The sequence below is a fragment of the Segatella copri genome, assembly GCF_019249795.2.
In the GTDB taxonomy this organism is placed as follows: Bacteria; Bacteroidota; Bacteroidia; order Bacteroidales; family Bacteroidaceae; genus Prevotella; species Prevotella copri_B.
This window is the reverse complement of sequence record NZ_CP156891.1, coordinates 396,592-411,101: the sequence shown is the minus strand read 5'-3', so window position 1 is coordinate 411,101 and position 14,510 is coordinate 396,592. Positions and strand designations below refer to the sequence as shown.

Below are 14,510 nucleotides of genomic sequence, written 5' to 3'. Positions count from 1 at the left end.
AATCTTGTTTATATTTTTTGCAAAGATAACGCAAATGAGCGCAATGAAAGCTTGCTTTCAAATTGCCGAGTGCAGCTTATCTTCTGCAAAGATACTCATTTTTTTTTATTTTATGGCTTTTTCACTTGCTTTTTCGCCCTTTTCAAGAAAAAAAGTAAAGATTTAGAGGGTTTTATGTCATGACAGAAGGTTTTTTACCGATAATGTGGGTTAATAAGGTTTAATAAATTAATGTTGTCTGCTACAAAAACAATTCGCCCTGCAAGAGGACAGAAGCGATTCTGCTTCTGGACCCCTGCAGGGCGTTCTGTTTATTTCTTCATCATTTCCTTTACGGCTCTTTCGAGCTGGGTATCATGGCCATTGATGAAATCTTCCGGACTGTTGTAAACCTCGATGTCTGGGTTCAGCTGGGTGTTCTCGCCGAACACGCCACGCATGTCGCGGCAGCCTACCTGAGGAATACCGAATACTAGCGTGTTGTCCATCAGCGTTTCCCACCATACGGCTGTCATGGTTCCTGCTACAGGAGCACCGATCAGCTTACCGATTCCGAGTTCCTTGTAAACCCATGGGAAACCGTGACCGTTGCTGTAATCGTTCTCGCAGATCATGACGCAAGATGGCTTCACCCATTTGTTGAATGGATCGCGGCCAACTACCTTACCGTGAGGTACAAACTCCTGATACTGCTTGCCGTTGAGCAGGGTGCAGAGATCATCGTGCAACCAGCCGCCACCATTATGGCGCTCGTCTACGATTACAGCGTCTCTGTTTCGGTTCTTGTCGCTCAGCAGTTCGCTGTAAACGGTGCGGAAACTCTCCGAATCCATCGCCTTAACGTGAACATAAGCGATGCGTCCGCCCGAAATACTGTCAACGAAAGCGCGGTTGCGGTCTACCCATCGCTTGTAGAGCAGGTTGTTGAGTTTGCCCTGAGAGATAGCCTTCACTGTAACCTCCATCTTCTTACCCTTGGCGTTTCTGATGCCGAGGCGTACATTCTTGCCAACCTTTCCGTCGAGCAATGGGAAGTAGTCCATTCCGGCTTTAATCTCCTCGCCGTCGATGCTCTCGATGATGCTGCCGGCTGTAACGCCCGTATTCTTCACATCGAAAGGACCACGCTTGATAATCTCCTGAATCTTCAGGCCGTCGCCCTGATACTGAGGATCGAAGAATACTCCCAGATTGGCGGTGGTAAGCGCGCTGTTCGAAGCGTAGTAGCGGGCTCCTGTATGCGAAGCGTTCAGCTCGCCAAGCATTTCGCTCAACATCTCCTGGAAGTCGAAATTGTTGTTGATGTAAGGCAGGAACTTCTCATAGGTCTTGCGGTAACCTTCCCAGTCAACACCATGAATCTTGGGGTCGTAGAACTTGTCTTTCACCTGTCGCCATATGTGGTCGAAGAGATACTGGCGCTCCTCGGCTGGCTTATAGTTGAAGTTAGCCTCAAAGCTGATGTCCTTGGTGCTGAATCCGCTCAGATCCACCTTCTTGATGCTGCTTCCGTTGCAGATGAAGAGGTTCTTCACATCCTTGTCGGTCTGCAGGTTGCCCTGGCCTACGCCCTTCATCACGAGCTTGGTAGAGCCGTCCTTCAGGTCGTGCTGCCAGAGGTCGTAATCATCCTCGAAGGCTGCCTGGTAGTAGAGCTTGTCGCCGTCTTTAGAGAGCACAGCATCGCCCATGTGCGAAGAGTTTGCGGTGAGGCGTACGATTCTGTCGCGGCAGTTTTCGATGTCCAGCTCCAGTGGCTTCACTTTTTCCACCTCTATCTTTCCGGTCTTCTTCTGCTTTTCGTCAGCCTTCTTTTTAGCCTCTTCCTTCTTCTCGTCTTCCTTCTTCTCCTTTTCGTCCTTGTTGGCGTCAGACAGTTCTATTTCTTCCTTGCTCATGTTGAAGCGGTTGTAGGCATCCAGGTCGAAGAACATGATGTAGGCATCGTCTTCTGCTCCCCAGCTTCCATGACTGCGGTAGCCGGCTCTGTCGCTCTGGAAGAGCATTGCCTTGCCGTCGAGCACCCATTTGCCGTTGCTGTCGCTGTAGCCGGAATTGGTCAGGTTGTGAACCTCCTTGCCGTCAGCCTTTACCAGTGCAATATCCTGGTTGTTCCAGCCGCCGTTGCCGATATAGGTTGAAAGGAGCCATTTGCTGTCTGGTGACCATTCGAAAGCGATGTCTCCATCGCTGTAAGAGTAGACGTATTTGCCATCGAGCACGGTGCGGATTTCCTTCGATTTCAGATTGATGATGCGAAGTGCAGCGCGGTCTTCGAAGAAAGCCACTTCCTTGCCGTCAGGAGAGTATTGTGGATACTGTGATGTAACGCCTGTTTTCACCAACTGCTCTTCCTCGATGTCGGTAGCGTAGGTGAAGTTCTTCTCTTTCTCGTTCTTGATCTTAGACTGGTAAATCTGCCATACGCCGTTGCGCTCGGCTGCATAGACCAGGGCTCTGCCGTCTGGCGAGAAACTCAGGTCGCGCTCCTGCTGCGGTGTGTCGGTAATGCGCTTGGTAGTGGTGTATTCTACAGAAGTTACGTATACGTCGCCATGCATCACGAAAGCCACTTCCTTGGCGTCTGGCGAAACGGAAATCTCTGTAGCTCCCCAGCTTTTAATCTGACGTACGAGGCTTGGAGCGTCATTATCTGTTGTAATGGAGATGTTCACCTTCTGAGGCTCTCCACCTTCTTTCACGGTGTAGATTTCTCCATCATATCCGTAGCAGAGCAGGTCGGCGCTGGATGCGGTGAGGAATCTTACCGGATTGCCTTTGTGGTGGGTAATCTGCTTGTCGCTTGAACTGTTGAGGCTGCGGCGGTAGATATTGAATGTGCCGTCCTGCTCGCTCAGATAGAAGAATGATTTCTCGTCTGATGTCCATACTGGCGAGCGGTCTTCGCCGGCAAAGGTAGTCTGCTTGGTAAACTTTCCGTTACTCTTCAGCCAGATGTCGCGTGCGATAGGTGATTTCTGGTGTTTGCGCCAAGGGTCTTCATATCCCTTTTTGTCGTGGTAGAGAATGTCGCCGTTCTTGGCGATGCTGATATTCTCCATGGTGAGGGTAGAGAATAGTTCTGGTCTTCCGCCCTTGGTGCTTACCTTATATACTTGTGGGAATGTGTTGTCGCCGAAGATGATGCTCTGGGCTGTAGGCTGCAGACTGGCAGAGTAGAGCACATGGTCGTTGTCTGCAAAGGCGATAGGTGTTTCGCTGCCGCTGTTGGTGGTGAGTCGGGTAGGAGCACCGCCTTTTGCATCGATTACAAAGATGTCGAGACTTCCTTCGCGGTTAGACTGGAAGGCAATTTTCTTGCTGTTAGGGCTCCATACAGGATGCGAATCGAAGGCTGCATGGGTTGTGAGCTGTCGTGCTTCACCGCCGTTGACAGAAACACTGTAGAGGTCGCCTTTATAAGCGAAGGCGATGGTTGTGCCATCGGGCGAGATGGCTGGGTAGCGCATCCAGAGCGGATGTTCTTCTGCGCTGGCAGAGAGTGCTGCTGAGAGCAGGGCTACTGAAAAGATTAACTTTTTCATTTGCGTATGTTTTATGTTTGAATATGCGTTATAAAAATCTCTTCTCTTTCGGGGTCAGAATGCAGTTTCTTGCTCCTAACGGATGCAAAGGTAGTTATTTTTTGCGATATTTAAGCATAAAAAAAGAAAAAAGTGAGAAAAAGTTTGGTGTATTCAAAAAATATATGTACCTTTGCAGCCGCAAATAAGAAAAGTGGCTAATAGATTGCCCAATGGCGCTGGTTAGACAATTTTGCGTTTTGAAAAGTGTTGGTTCCGTAGCTCAGTTGGATTAGAGCAACAGCCTTCTAAGCTGTGGGTCTTGGGTTCGAACCCCAACGGAATCACGATAATAAGCAAAATGAAACTTATTTGTACAAAATTAGCATGGGAGAACAATAGTAGTAAGCTGCTTATTTATAGGCACTTATCTCTGTTGTTCTTTTTTGTTTTTAAATATATTTTATCACTTATTCCTCTTTTATGTACTCTTTTCGTAAATAGCTGCTAATCAATATGTTATGAATTTGGTGTATTGAGAAATCATCCATGTGTGTTACAAATGTGTTATCAAAAAGCGCTAATGTGTTACCAGAATAGAGAAGTTGAAATCCTTAATGACCATAATGACCGTGACCTTAATGACCGGAAATAGCTCCTAAACATTTACTTGTTTTTCAGATGAAACTCCTTTCTTGTCTTTGCCATTGCTTCCGTAGCCCTATCGTGGGTTTCTATCAGCAGTGGACTCTTGTGATATTGCACAATCTTGACCCCGACTGAGTTGTGCCTTTTCTTTTCCTCGATGCATTGAATGATCAAGTCGGAGTTGGCTCTCGCCTTCCTCCCTCGCGACTCGGCAGAGATTGCAAGCGAGCTTGCATCTTTGCTCTCGCTGCTCGTTCGGTTGGCTGATTTAGCCGTTGGAGTCTTGTCAAAGTTCTGAATATAGGCGGCATTGGTCAGGAAGAGAATGTCGGAACCTTCCGGTATTTCCTGCATTACCTTCACCATGAGGGTTAGCATCATGCGGAACTCCGTGGTGTGCAAGTCGCTGATTACATCACGGCTGATGATGTTGCCGTTATGCTCAATCACAACGGCAGCACCACCAGCTCGCTCTTTATGGCCATAATCACATGAGCCACCTATCCAAACGTAATATGTAGATGTATCTTGTGTCATAATTATTTTATCTTCAATGTCCGCAGATATTCCTTCTGCTCGGGCGTGATTCTGTAGCTCTCGATGGCCTTCTGGATGGTCTTGTTGTGCGTCCAGGGAGCAAGGCGTTGTTGCTCGATGTAGGGAATCGCCTGGTCCCATTGCTTGGCAAGGGCGGTGGCGAAGAACCAGGCTACCATCATCTTTACGTAATACTCTTCGCTCCTTACTGATGCAGGAATTTCAAGATACTCTGCCTTGAAGTCTTTATCCAGGTAATGAGACATAAGCGCCTCTATTCCAAAACGACAAGTATAAACGTGTGACGATTTACTCCAAGTCTTGATCTTCGCCAATAGCTCCTTCTTGTGTTTGGAAACACCTTCGGAGACATAATGTCGCAAACAGCCCAGTTGTCCACGAATGGCAGGAAACTGTCTGTAAGACGAATGCATTCCTCGTAGTCCTTTACCTCGGAAATGAGGAGACCGTGAAGCATGTTCTCATCGTAGTATTCGTGAGGAAGCTGCTGAAGGAACTCCTCGCATTCTTTCTCCTTTGTAAATTCTTTTGCGAACTTGCGGAGCACAGGCACACGAATGCCTATGAAACTTTCCATAGGCACTCCCGGTGTCAGTTTCGCATGGAAAGCAGCATACTGCTTATCCTGCATGGTGAACAGTCTTTCTTGAAGTGAAGTCATAAATCTTATTGTTATTTTATCTTGTTATATTCCTCATCGCTCACAGCCTCCTGCCACTCGTTGGATGTGTTCTCGCCAGGTATTTCAAAGGCGAGGTGGGCAAACCAGCTGTCTTTTGCGGCACCATGCCAATGCTTCACGTTGGCAGGAATGTGGATGACTGTGCCGGGGAGGATTTCCTGCGCAGGCTTGCCTTCCTCCTGATACCAGCCACGTCCGGCTACACCTACCAGCATTTGTCCGCCACCCTTTGTGGCGTGGTGCGTATGCCAGTTGTTACGGCAGCCAGGCTCAAAGGTAACGTTGAAGAAAGGTATCTGACTATCAGATATTTGTGCCAGATAACTGTTGCCTTTGAAGTATTTGGCGTAAGCTGTGTTGGGTTCGCCAATAGGGAATATCATCTCGCGCAGGAAAGCAGACTTAGCGTCTTCTCCTTTCACATCTTCGTTCCATACCTCCTTTGCCAGATTGAAGGCAGCCCAGGCCTTTGGCCAACCTGCGTAGAAGGCGATGTGAGTAATAATCTCTGCCGCTTCCGTGCGGGTAATTCCGTTATTCTTTGCCGACTGCAAGTGATATTTCAGCGAGTTATCGGTGATTCCTTGGCTGATGAGCGAAGTGATTGTTACTAAACTGCGGTCGCGCAATGAAAGCAGGTCATTGCGGCTCCATACTTCTCCGAAGAGGATGTCGTCGTTGAGGTGGGCGAACTCCGGGGCAAACTCACCCAGCTGGGTGCGCCCTGCTGTCTGTACTATTTTCTTCATTGTATCATTTTTTTTAAAATCTTCTCCATATTTTCAAATTCTTCTCCAGAAAACATCTTTGATGTAAAAAATAACAGTTATTCTATATATGCTTCATTATATTTAAGCAGTTTTGCGGTACTCGCTTGGAGTCTTTCCCGTCTGTGCCTTGAAAAAGCGGACGAAGTGCTGAGAATATTCAAAGCCGAGGCGCTGGCTGACTTGCGTAATGGTTAAGGTTTCATCTACAAGTAGTTGGCGGGCTGCAGAAAGCAGTCGGTCGCTGATCAGACTCTTTGCGGTTCTGCCAGTCTCTGTCTTGACTAATTCACCGAAATATTTGGTAGAATAGCAGCATTTGTCGGCAAAGTAGGCTACGGTAGGCAGCCCTTCATGCTCCGCTTTCCGGGCAATGTATTCATCGAGCAGAGAGGTGAATTTCTTTACTACCGAATGGTTTATCTCCTCGCGTGTGATAAACTGTCGGTCGTAGAAGCGCAGGCAGTAGTTTAGCAGCAACTCGATGTTTGAAACGATGAGTTCACGCGAATGTCTATCTATAGGATGCTGAAGTTCCTGCTTAATCATTGAGAGTACATCACGGAAGATGTTTACCTCGGCAGCGGATAGATGTAGAGCTTCGTTGCTTGTATAGTCGAAGAACTCATAGCGGGAGATGTTCTTGCCAAGCTGGGTGCGGTTGAGCAACTCGGGATGGAAAGCCAATACCGTATATTTGGCAAGCGGTATTCCTGGAATGGGTTCATCCTTAATCGACTGACCTGGAGCAAACGAGGTGACGGTCATCTCGTCAAAATCATATTCTGTTCTGCCGTATGACAATTTGCAGCCCTTGTTTTCCTTCAGGAAGAGGGCATAAAGTCCGTAGTGATGCACAGCCTCCTGTATCGGAGAGGTGTTCTCTACACGTGCAATGCTTACCAGAGGATGAAGTGTTTTCACCCCAATGTAGTCGTTGAACTCCTGTATGGTATTAAAGAATAATTCCTTCATAATCCTAAGCCTTTTAAAATTCTAAATTTCTTGGGTGCAAAGATACGCACATTCTCCAAAAGAGCTTATACCTGGTTTTCGGAAGATTTTACCATTATCGGAGATTTATTCCATTCTTCCATATTTCATCTCCACGCCTTCACATTACTCTTTATTCCTTTCTCATTTTTATCCAATTAATTTAATGATCTGTTTATCCGAAGCGTCAGGCAGGATTTCTTTCAGATGCTCGAAAATCCTCTGATAAGATTCCTGGGGAGTGCGATTGCATTGGCAAGCCTCCCTGCCATAGAGATCTTCGGGAGTATTGAGCAGCGACCAACCCCAGCCATATTCGTGATTGTGCTTGTCACGAGGATAGATGAAATCCTCGGTCACGATGTAAGTCGCCATTTCCAGTCGGGTGAGATAACCGTCAAACTTGCTTCTCATTCCCTTGCCGGTGAAACCGCAGGCTGCCCGAAGTTCTCTTGTGATGAGACTACCGGTAGATTGAAGCGTGCTGAGAATGGCTCCTTCTATTGATTCATCATCAGGGCGAGAGTATTTGCTTCTTCTGTAGTTACAGAAGTCCGGCCACCATTCCTGGCTGATGAATCCAGCCTTCTTGTTAAAGAACTTTCCGTACATACACGGCATTTCCTGAACGATTGCGCCCTTCCATTTCCATAGCGGCCAGTCCCAACCGCCTTCAGGAAGTCTTACGTAACCGCAGTCTTCCGCCACGATGTCTTCGGCTGAGAATCCTTCAATGCCACTATCAAGGAGAGGGAGGAAGCCGATCTTCTGGATCAGTTCTATCATGCCTGACGCTGAATATATTTCTGGAAAGTTCATAAGCTTCGTTCTTTATCTTATTATCAATTCATTCAGTTTATCCTCTCTGATAATCTTCGGCTGAGTCTTGCCAGCGAGAATGAGAATCTTTTTACCATTACGATAGATATGAAGCTGTCGTGAGCGAACTACGGCAGTCAACTCCTCATCATTCTGCATGGCTTGCCAGATAGGATAATATACTCCCTCAGGTTCAAACAACTTCTTTTGAAGATGCGAGCAGAGGTTTGTTGTATCAATAGTCATTTATTTTTTCTTTATCGTTTCATTAAATGTATTCCATTGCTTCTCAAATGACAAATCCTTTTCTATCGAATCAAAATAACTGATGTTGAGATTTTTCTCCCAAGGATTCCAGTTGCCGCAAATTCTGCCATCATGGGCGATAACAGGAAAGAAAATGCCATTATTAGTGTATGCAGACGGCATTTGATGTGAATGGATTACTAATTCCCGGCTTTTATAACCAATCAGATATTCATCAAAGGGAGCTATCAGATGAGTCTTTCCTCTTCTGAATCCACGTGTTCGACATGATTCATGCAGGTAGAACTGATAGTCTTTCCATTTTTCAACCCTCAGTTCTGAACCAAGCAACTCAATGCCTCGTTGGCAATCAGAAGTGCTCAGTCCTGACCACCAGACATAATCTTCGAATGTGGCTGGCGAATGGCTCTGAAAATATTTTCTTGCCAGAAGCATCAGCATTTCATCACGTTCCAGCCTGGCTGTTCTTGGAACCTTCTTTTCTGTGAGACTGTATGTCGCCTTTGTAGGAAGAAGATTGCCGCTGCAGAAAGTACCGTTCAATTCGTTAAAGCGAATGTGGTAGGATAGGCGATGTTTGTCCATGATGATGCCCTTTTCGAGCAAAGTCTCGTTCAGGTCTTTGCTTGTTACAGACTGCATCTCATCGGTTTTTTGAACAAATATCTCGTGAATCAGATTGAGCTCAGAATCATCGATGCTGATTTTATTACTCTTCATCCATCCTTTTACAACAGAAGTTGCCTTAGGTGAAATCAGGTCCAGCATCCACCAATAGTCTTCATTTGAAACCAGTTGCCAAGTGCCACGCAGCAGGTGAAGACGGACTATCTCACCCTCATCGAATGCTTTTTTGAAAGCGATGGAAGATGGTTTGCGAGTACGCATCATCACAGCCCATCTTACCATCCGGTAATCCTGGGCTTGCATGGCTCCAAAATGAGACACCACCTTTTGGGGAGTATCAAATTGAGGGCAGATGAGCTGCTGCGAAAGCAGACGTATTGCTATTGGATTCATTGTTTGTGAGTCGAAAATTACGTTGATTATTTCAAAGCCTTGCCGTCTGAGAAAGCGTTACCGACTTTCTCGCCCAGCTGGATATAGCTATGATGAATAGGATTGTAGACAATCAGTTCCATCTTCTCCATGTCTGGATTTCCGTCTTCAGCCAGATACTTCTCATCTACAAGAATATTGACGATTTCGGCAATGAGATAATAGCCGGTTTCGCTTTCGTCATACTTCTCCTTGATGCGGCACTCCAGGGTCATCGGGAAATCGGTGAACACAGGAGCGTTGACCATAGTCGCCTTCTCGATGTTCCATCCCGTCTTCTCCATCTTCTTCGGGGCGTTCTTGGCAGAAACAATGCCCACGAAATCAGAAGCCACCATGGTTTTCTTGGTAGCGAAGGCAACGGTAAACTCACCGCCAAGCTTCAGGTTGTCTGTGGTGACGTGATTTCCCATCGAGATCATAATCTCCTTCATGTCCCACTGTCCTGCCCAGGCAGCGTTCATTGCGTTGGCAACTCCTTCCTTATTATATGTGCCGATAATCAGCACAGGCTGTGGTACTACCCACGGCTTTGGTGCAAAACTTTTCATATACTTCGTTATTTATTTTGTTTTTTAATTCATGTGTAAATACGCCATCAGCGCAATCTGTATCAGCAGAATGGCAGGAATGCCGTATTTGAATTTCTTGTGCATCGTCTTATGGTGCCAGACTTTCATTCCAATCCATGCCCCGATGCTTCCTCCAAGAACAGCCAGCAACAAAAGCGTGGCTTCGGAAATGCGCCACTTGGCTTTCTTCGCCTTGTATTTGTCAATGCCGTACACGATGAATGTAACTGCATTGATAGCAAGGAGATAGTAGGCGAGATAACTATGTAAAGTGTTCATACTCATTTTCCTATTGTTACTCCTTTATTCTTTTATGTCAAGAAAGGATCAAGCGTAGCCAGAAGTTCGGCTTTATCTACCACACCGCTTGTGCGCCACAATACTTCTCCGTTTCGGAAGAGCATCAGCGTAGGCACGGATTGAATGCGGTATTGGCTTGCTGTTACGCCATACTTATCTACATCTACCTTGATGATTCGGATGCGGTCGCCCAACACACTCTTCACCTGTTCCAGAATGGGGTGCATCGCCTTGCAAGGTTGGCACCATGTAGCAAAGAAATCGACCAGAACAAGCTGGCCACTGTTTATTACGTTATTAAATGTCTCCATAATTATTTATCTATTTCCGTGAAACGATTAAAAGTTTTGCCGTCCCTCGTAACTTTCCCGAAGAACATATCTTCCGGTCTTACCCAATAGGCTTGGTCTCCATAGAGAGCCTGATAAACCACCATGCGCTCCTGAGTCTCGGAGTCGAAGGCAGAATGGATGAACTTGTATTTGCCGCCCTTAAAGTGCTGGAAATATCTTTCTTCCTTTGCTGAAAACTCCATCAGCATTTTCTGGGCAAGGGGAGCGTACCAGGTCTTCACCTCCTGCTCTGTAGGCGTATGACCGCCTGGGAAATGGAAGGCTTGGTTGTAGTGCTCCAGGAAGAGAGGGGAGAAGTGAGCCAGGGTGTCCTGTTCACCAAAAAGTCCCCACACACGATTCTTATAATAGGGGTTGCAATGGTCAAACTGCACGGCTTCCAGTTCCGCAAACTCCTCTATCAGCGCCTCGTCAATCACCAGCCGCTGATTTCCGTCCCTTCTCGGAGCCTTGTATTCATGCTCGCCGATGCGCTCCTTCAGAAACTCCGTCATCATGAAATACGGATTGCCGAGCAGGGCAGGAATGCCCACCACCGGAGCCAGCATCTGGGCGAGGAAAGAGCCGCAGCTGTTGCCCAGAAGCAAGTCGGGCTGCTCCCGGTCGATGATGGAGCGAATCTCCTTCAGTGCCTCCTTTGGGTGCAATGGGAGATCAGGAGTCAGCACCACTGCCGTCCCCTCAAACGCCTCTTTCAAGGCTCTCGCCATCGGACAGCTGCCCGTGGCGAAGAATCCGTGTAGGAATAATATCTTCTTCATGCTCTAATCATTTGACAATGATGCGCCTGTAATCTAGGAGGATAAGCTATGCTTAACTCCCATATTAGGCAATATATCTGCAAAAATACAAAAAATATTCAGAAAAGTGATTATATGGATGGATTTTGTTGGCAGGGCGAACTTGATTTAACCTTATTTTATAAGATAGAGGGATATTTTGATAATCTGAAATCCTTAATGACCTTAATGACCATGACCGGAAATGACCGGAATCTTTGGGGGTTGAAAATGATAATGACCCTTAATGACTTTGACCCTTCATGACCGGATTTCCCGGTAGAACAAAAAATCGACCGCTCTCCTCGTATTGAGGTGAGCGGTCGATTTTCATTTTTATGGCTGAGTCTGCTTATTATAAAAGGTGGACTCCATGTTTTTTATCCCATACAGCTCGTTACTCCGAGCGTAGTAGCGATAGCGGTCAGAATGCTGATGGCTATCTGAAGAATTGTTTTCCAAGTGTTCGCTTTCATTTTTTTGAATGTTGAATGTTGAGTGTTGAATGTTGAATTTTTTGTGGGCGGATAGGCTGGGCTAGGGGGCTAGCGCCCTAGCCAATCTATCCTTGGACTATTCAAGGCCGTCGCCAGTATCGTCCTTGCCGGTAGTACCGCCGGTTGATTCAGAGCCTTGGCCTTCGCTGCCGGTCTGACCGGTGTTTGAACCACCTGGGGTAGAACCGCCTGGCGTATTATCCGGAGTAGTTGGGGCGTTGAGGTCAACGTTGGTCTTACCCTCCTTAATCGCCTTGATAACGGCTGCCTGAGCGCTGCGGCTGGCTACGAGGTTGAACTCGGCGTCATCGCGAAGGTTCTTAAACTCCTGACCTGGCTCCCACTGAACCTTCACGCCGGTGATGTTCTGTGCGGTGAACTTGTCAGCATCCTCAGCACCCTTCGAGGTGAGAAGGAGAGAGAAATCACCGAGGTCACCCAGACGGATTTTCTTGCCCTCAAGCAACATCTCACGCATACAGTCTACGGCAATGTAGAGGATGGCGCTGATGTCGGCTCTCGAATAGACACTTCCATGAGAGGTGATGTGCTTGGCAAACTTCTCGATGGTCATGATATCGGTGTACTGTGAGATGGCGAAAGCATTCTGCTTCTCAGTCTTCACGAGTTTCAGGTCCTTTGGGTCAGGGGTTGTACCCTCCTTCTTTGCCTGGTTGATGCGTGACTTCGCCTGGTTGATTTCCAGAAGATTTGCGTTCACGCTACGCATTACGATGCTGTAATTAATCATAGTCGTTTGTAGTATGTTTAGAGTCCTTTGTTTTGCAACTCCCCAGAACGCCCCGTTCCTGCCGTTTTCGGGGTCTTCATTGATGACCGGCGCCTGCCATCATTTATGACCCGTGTTGGTCTTAATAGAAGACCCGAGCAAGGCACAAAAGGCTGTTCTTTCGATTGCCGGTGCAAAGATACAACATTTTCGGACAGAATGCAAGCTTTTACCCGTAAGCGGCTCCGCGTTTATACCTTGCATAATTCAAAAAAAAGCAGTAACAGCTGATTAAATTAATGCTGTTGCTGCTTTTTCCATCGGTCAGGAAGTAAGTCTCTATATTTTTCTAATGGGGTATTGGGTTGCCATTCTACAGTCTTTTCTATTACGTCGCATATGTATTCAAACAGATTAATGCCATTCAGCCTGCATGAGATTGCGATAGAATATAGGATAGCCGCCCGGCTTGCTCCTTCGTGCGAACCAAAGAACATTGAGTTTCTTCTTGATAGTGATATGTATCTCTGGATTCTCTCAATGTAGTTGTTATCGAGAGCCGTATCACCTCTTTTGAAGATGTCACAAATGGCATTATATTCATTAAGGGCATAGCCGACCGCCTGCGCCAAGGTAGACTTGGGCAGCAAATCTTTCCTGGAAGATATTTCCTCCAGTTTCTCCAATAAATCCTGCAAAATGTCCGGTGCATATGACTGCCGATAGGCTAGATGGTCTTCAACGGTCCATCCATTTACCCCAACCTTATGTTTTTTGTCTTCTCGATAAAATCTGTTGAGGATATCTACGACCTCCTGAGCATCCTTGTCTTCCTTGCCGCAGTCGATGAAATCTCTCTTGACATGCTGCAGGCAGGCGATTCTCATAATGTCAGGATAAGCATCCGACTCCAGTTTCCGGTAAGGAGCATATGCATCACTCTGTATGGTACCTTTATAATCAGAGAATATGTTAAGTATGACCTGCTCAGAGCGTGATCCATCCTCATATACGAAGAAGACAAGTCCCAGTTTAGGCGCACTTACAGCCCAGAAGTAGCCTTTCTTCGAACCCTTGTCCGTAGGCTTTGTCTTGGCTAACAGCACTTTATGGTATGTCTCGTCTGCCGAGACATAATCCTGCTGCAACACTACTTGGCAGATAGCCTTATAGAAGTTTTCCAGTACATCGGCACTTCTGGCAATCAGTTTGTTTGCCGTGGCTTTCCTTAACGTAAACCCATTGTCGGCAAAGTATTTGATGATTCGCTCTACCGGCATGGAATAGATGTATCGCATCTGCAGGAGTCCTGCTGCAAAGGAAGGTGAATAGGAAGAATTCAACAACAGAGCCGGCGGAGTTTTCCCCGGATACATGATACTTCCATCAGTATAAGTGTTGATGTGATACACGGTCTTGATGAATTTGATGGGTTCCATGCTGTAACGTATACAGGTACGAGTTCCGAAGAGACGCAACGTCTTCAAAAACTCTGCATCCATGACTGGATCTATCGTAACATGCACCTCTTTCATCTCGTAATGCATGTCACGCTTGGCTCCGTTGTTTTTGCGTGCCTTTCTCTTTTCGGCCTGCTCTGTTTTCTTCTTGTCAAATTCCTCCTGGGTCATCGAGTCTTGTGGATTCTTTTCCTGACGTTCGGACTTCTTGCCTGAAACGAGCTTGCCGAGTGCCTTGTTCTGACGATTCGCTTTGTCAATGGCGATTCCTTTCTGGACGAGTAATTCTTCTAATGACTTTATACGTTCAATGAGTTCGTTGACCTGTGTAGTCAATGAACTCACCGTAGCATTAGCTTGCTGAAGCTGTTCGTTTGCAAGCTGAAGCTGTTTCTTTAAAAGTACTATAATTTCGTCCTTTTTCATAGTGCAAAGGTACGAAAAAATATCGAGATATGCAAGGATTTTTAGATATTTATTTTTCTATCTTGTTGATACACAG

General features: G+C 46.6%; 16 protein-coding genes and 1 tRNA gene. 1 reads left to right on the top strand and 16 read right to left on the bottom strand.

The window, feature by feature from the left end:
• Positions 1–311 precede the first annotated feature (311 nt).
• Positions 312–3,545, bottom strand: coding sequence for a S41 family peptidase (locus KUA48_RS01965; RefSeq protein WP_218433384.1), 3,234 nt, complete (start codon positions 3,543–3,545; stop codon positions 312–314).
• A gap of 251 nt (positions 3,546–3,796) precedes the next feature.
• Between KUA48_RS01965 and KUA48_RS01960 the strand changes: the two genes are divergently transcribed.
• Positions 3,797–3,871, top strand: a tRNA-Arg gene (locus KUA48_RS01960).
• Positions 3,872–4,190: 319 nt separating this feature from the next.
• On the opposite strand, the gene KUA48_RS01955 is transcribed toward KUA48_RS01960, so the two are convergent.
• The 15 genes from KUA48_RS01955 to KUA48_RS01885 all read right to left on the bottom strand — a co-directional run bounded on the left by KUA48_RS01955 (position 4,191) and on the right by KUA48_RS01885 (position 14,434).
• Positions 4,191–4,709, bottom strand: coding sequence for a ribonuclease H (locus KUA48_RS01955; RefSeq protein ID WP_218433385.1), 519 nt, complete (start codon positions 4,707–4,709; stop codon positions 4,191–4,193).
• Positions 4,710–4,711: 2 nt separating this feature from the next.
• Positions 4,712–4,975, bottom strand: a complete 264-nt coding sequence (locus KUA48_RS01950) for a hypothetical protein (protein ID WP_218433386.1) — start codon at positions 4,973–4,975, stop codon at positions 4,712–4,714.
• Between the two features lie 8 nt (positions 4,976–4,983).
• Positions 4,984–5,391 (bottom strand): DNA alkylation repair protein, encoded by a 408-nt coding sequence (locus KUA48_RS01945; protein WP_218433387.1) that lies wholly within the window; start codon positions 5,389–5,391, stop codon positions 4,984–4,986.
• Positions 5,392–5,402: 11 nt separating this feature from the next.
• Positions 5,403–6,161: a carboxymuconolactone decarboxylase family protein gene (locus KUA48_RS01940; RefSeq protein WP_218433388.1), complete on the bottom strand. Its 759-nt coding sequence runs from the start codon at positions 6,159–6,161 to the stop codon at positions 5,403–5,405.
• Positions 6,162–6,263: 102 nt separating this feature from the next.
• On the bottom strand, positions 6,264–7,154 hold the full coding sequence (locus KUA48_RS01935) for an AraC family transcriptional regulator (RefSeq protein WP_218433389.1): 891 nt from the start codon (positions 7,152–7,154) through the stop codon (positions 6,264–6,266).
• A gap of 168 nt (positions 7,155–7,322) precedes the next feature.
• Positions 7,323–7,991: a hypothetical protein gene (locus KUA48_RS01930; RefSeq protein ID WP_153073564.1), complete on the bottom strand. Its 669-nt coding sequence runs from the start codon at positions 7,989–7,991 to the stop codon at positions 7,323–7,325.
• Positions 7,992–8,003: 12 nt separating this feature from the next.
• A complete protein-coding gene (locus KUA48_RS01925; protein ID WP_218433391.1) occupies positions 8,004–8,237 on the bottom strand; it encodes a hypothetical protein in 234 nt (77 codons plus the stop codon).
• Positions 8,238–9,278: a winged helix DNA-binding domain-containing protein gene (locus KUA48_RS01920; protein ID WP_218433393.1), complete on the bottom strand. Its 1,041-nt coding sequence runs from the start codon at positions 9,276–9,278 to the stop codon at positions 8,238–8,240. It lies immediately after the preceding gene.
• Between the two features lie 26 nt (positions 9,279–9,304).
• On the bottom strand, positions 9,305–9,868 hold the full coding sequence (locus tag KUA48_RS01915) for a flavin reductase family protein (protein WP_215652559.1): 564 nt from the start codon (positions 9,866–9,868) through the stop codon (positions 9,305–9,307).
• A gap of 24 nt (positions 9,869–9,892) precedes the next feature.
• The gene (locus KUA48_RS01910; protein ID WP_215652558.1) at positions 9,893–10,168 is read right to left on the bottom strand and encodes a DUF1294 domain-containing protein; all 276 of its coding nucleotides are present in this window, start codon (positions 10,166–10,168) and stop codon (positions 9,893–9,895) included.
• 32 nt (positions 10,169–10,200) lie between these two features.
• Entirely contained in the window at positions 10,201–10,500 is a 300-nt protein-coding gene (gene trxA, locus KUA48_RS01905; RefSeq protein ID WP_117588276.1) for a thioredoxin, read from the bottom strand.
• 2 nt (positions 10,501–10,502) lie between these two features.
• On the bottom strand, positions 10,503–11,303 hold the full coding sequence (locus KUA48_RS01900; protein WP_218433395.1) for a YqiA/YcfP family alpha/beta fold hydrolase: 801 nt from the start codon (positions 11,301–11,303) through the stop codon (positions 10,503–10,505).
• 398 nt (positions 11,304–11,701) lie between these two features.
• Positions 11,702–11,797, bottom strand: coding sequence for a smalltalk protein (locus tag KUA48_RS01895; RefSeq protein WP_153072405.1), 96 nt, complete (start codon positions 11,795–11,797; stop codon positions 11,702–11,704).
• Between the two features lie 97 nt (positions 11,798–11,894).
• Positions 11,895–12,569, bottom strand: coding sequence for an HU family DNA-binding protein (locus KUA48_RS01890; RefSeq protein WP_218433397.1), 675 nt, complete (start codon positions 12,567–12,569; stop codon positions 11,895–11,897).
• 275 nt (positions 12,570–12,844) lie between these two features.
• Entirely contained in the window at positions 12,845–14,434 is a 1,590-nt protein-coding gene (locus KUA48_RS01885) for an IS66 family transposase (RefSeq protein ID WP_369503212.1), read from the bottom strand.
• Positions 14,435–14,510: the final 76 nt, after the last annotated feature.

Excerpts from the sequence above, each read along its gene's own strand:
- KUA48_RS01965 (WP_218433384.1), bottom strand. The coding sequence starts at position 3,545 with ATGAAAAAGTTAATCTTTTCAGTAGCCCTGCTCTCAGCAGCACTCTCT.
- KUA48_RS01955 (WP_218433385.1), bottom strand. The coding sequence starts at position 4,709 with ATGACACAAGATACATCTACATATTACGTTTGGATAGGTGGCTCATGT.
- KUA48_RS01950 (WP_218433386.1), bottom strand. The coding sequence starts at position 4,975 with ATGTCTCATTACCTGGATAAAGACTTCAAGGCAGAGTATCTTGAAATT.
- KUA48_RS01945 (WP_218433387.1), bottom strand. The coding sequence starts at position 5,391 with ATGACTTCACTTCAAGAAAGACTGTTCACCATGCAGGATAAGCAGTAT.
- KUA48_RS01940 (WP_218433388.1), bottom strand. The coding sequence starts at position 6,161 with ATGAAGAAAATAGTACAGACAGCAGGGCGCACCCAGCTGGGTGAGTTT.
- KUA48_RS01935 (WP_218433389.1), bottom strand. The coding sequence starts at position 7,154 with ATGAAGGAATTATTCTTTAATACCATACAGGAGTTCAACGACTACATT.
- KUA48_RS01930 (WP_153073564.1), bottom strand. The coding sequence starts at position 7,991 with ATGAACTTTCCAGAAATATATTCAGCGTCAGGCATGATAGAACTGATC.
- KUA48_RS01925 (WP_218433391.1), bottom strand. The coding sequence starts at position 8,237 with ATGACTATTGATACAACAAACCTCTGCTCGCATCTTCAAAAGAAGTTG.
- KUA48_RS01920 (WP_218433393.1), bottom strand. The coding sequence starts at position 9,278 with ATGAATCCAATAGCAATACGTCTGCTTTCGCAGCAGCTCATCTGCCCT.
- KUA48_RS01915 (WP_215652559.1), bottom strand. The coding sequence starts at position 9,868 with ATGAAAAGTTTTGCACCAAAGCCGTGGGTAGTACCACAGCCTGTGCTG.
- KUA48_RS01910 (WP_215652558.1), bottom strand. The coding sequence starts at position 10,168 with ATGAACACTTTACATAGTTATCTCGCCTACTATCTCCTTGCTATCAAT.
- trxA (WP_117588276.1), bottom strand. The coding sequence starts at position 10,500 with ATGGAGACATTTAATAACGTAATAAACAGTGGCCAGCTTGTTCTGGTC.
- KUA48_RS01900 (WP_218433395.1), bottom strand. The coding sequence starts at position 11,303 with ATGAAGAAGATATTATTCCTACACGGATTCTTCGCCACGGGCAGCTGT.
- KUA48_RS01895 (WP_153072405.1), bottom strand. The coding sequence starts at position 11,797 with ATGAAAGCGAACACTTGGAAAACAATTCTTCAGATAGCCATCAGCATT.
- KUA48_RS01890 (WP_218433397.1), bottom strand. The coding sequence starts at position 12,569 with ATGATTAATTACAGCATCGTAATGCGTAGCGTGAACGCAAATCTTCTG.
- KUA48_RS01885 (WP_369503212.1), bottom strand. The coding sequence starts at position 14,434 with ATGAAAAAGGACGAAATTATAGTACTTTTAAAGAAACAGCTTCAGCTT.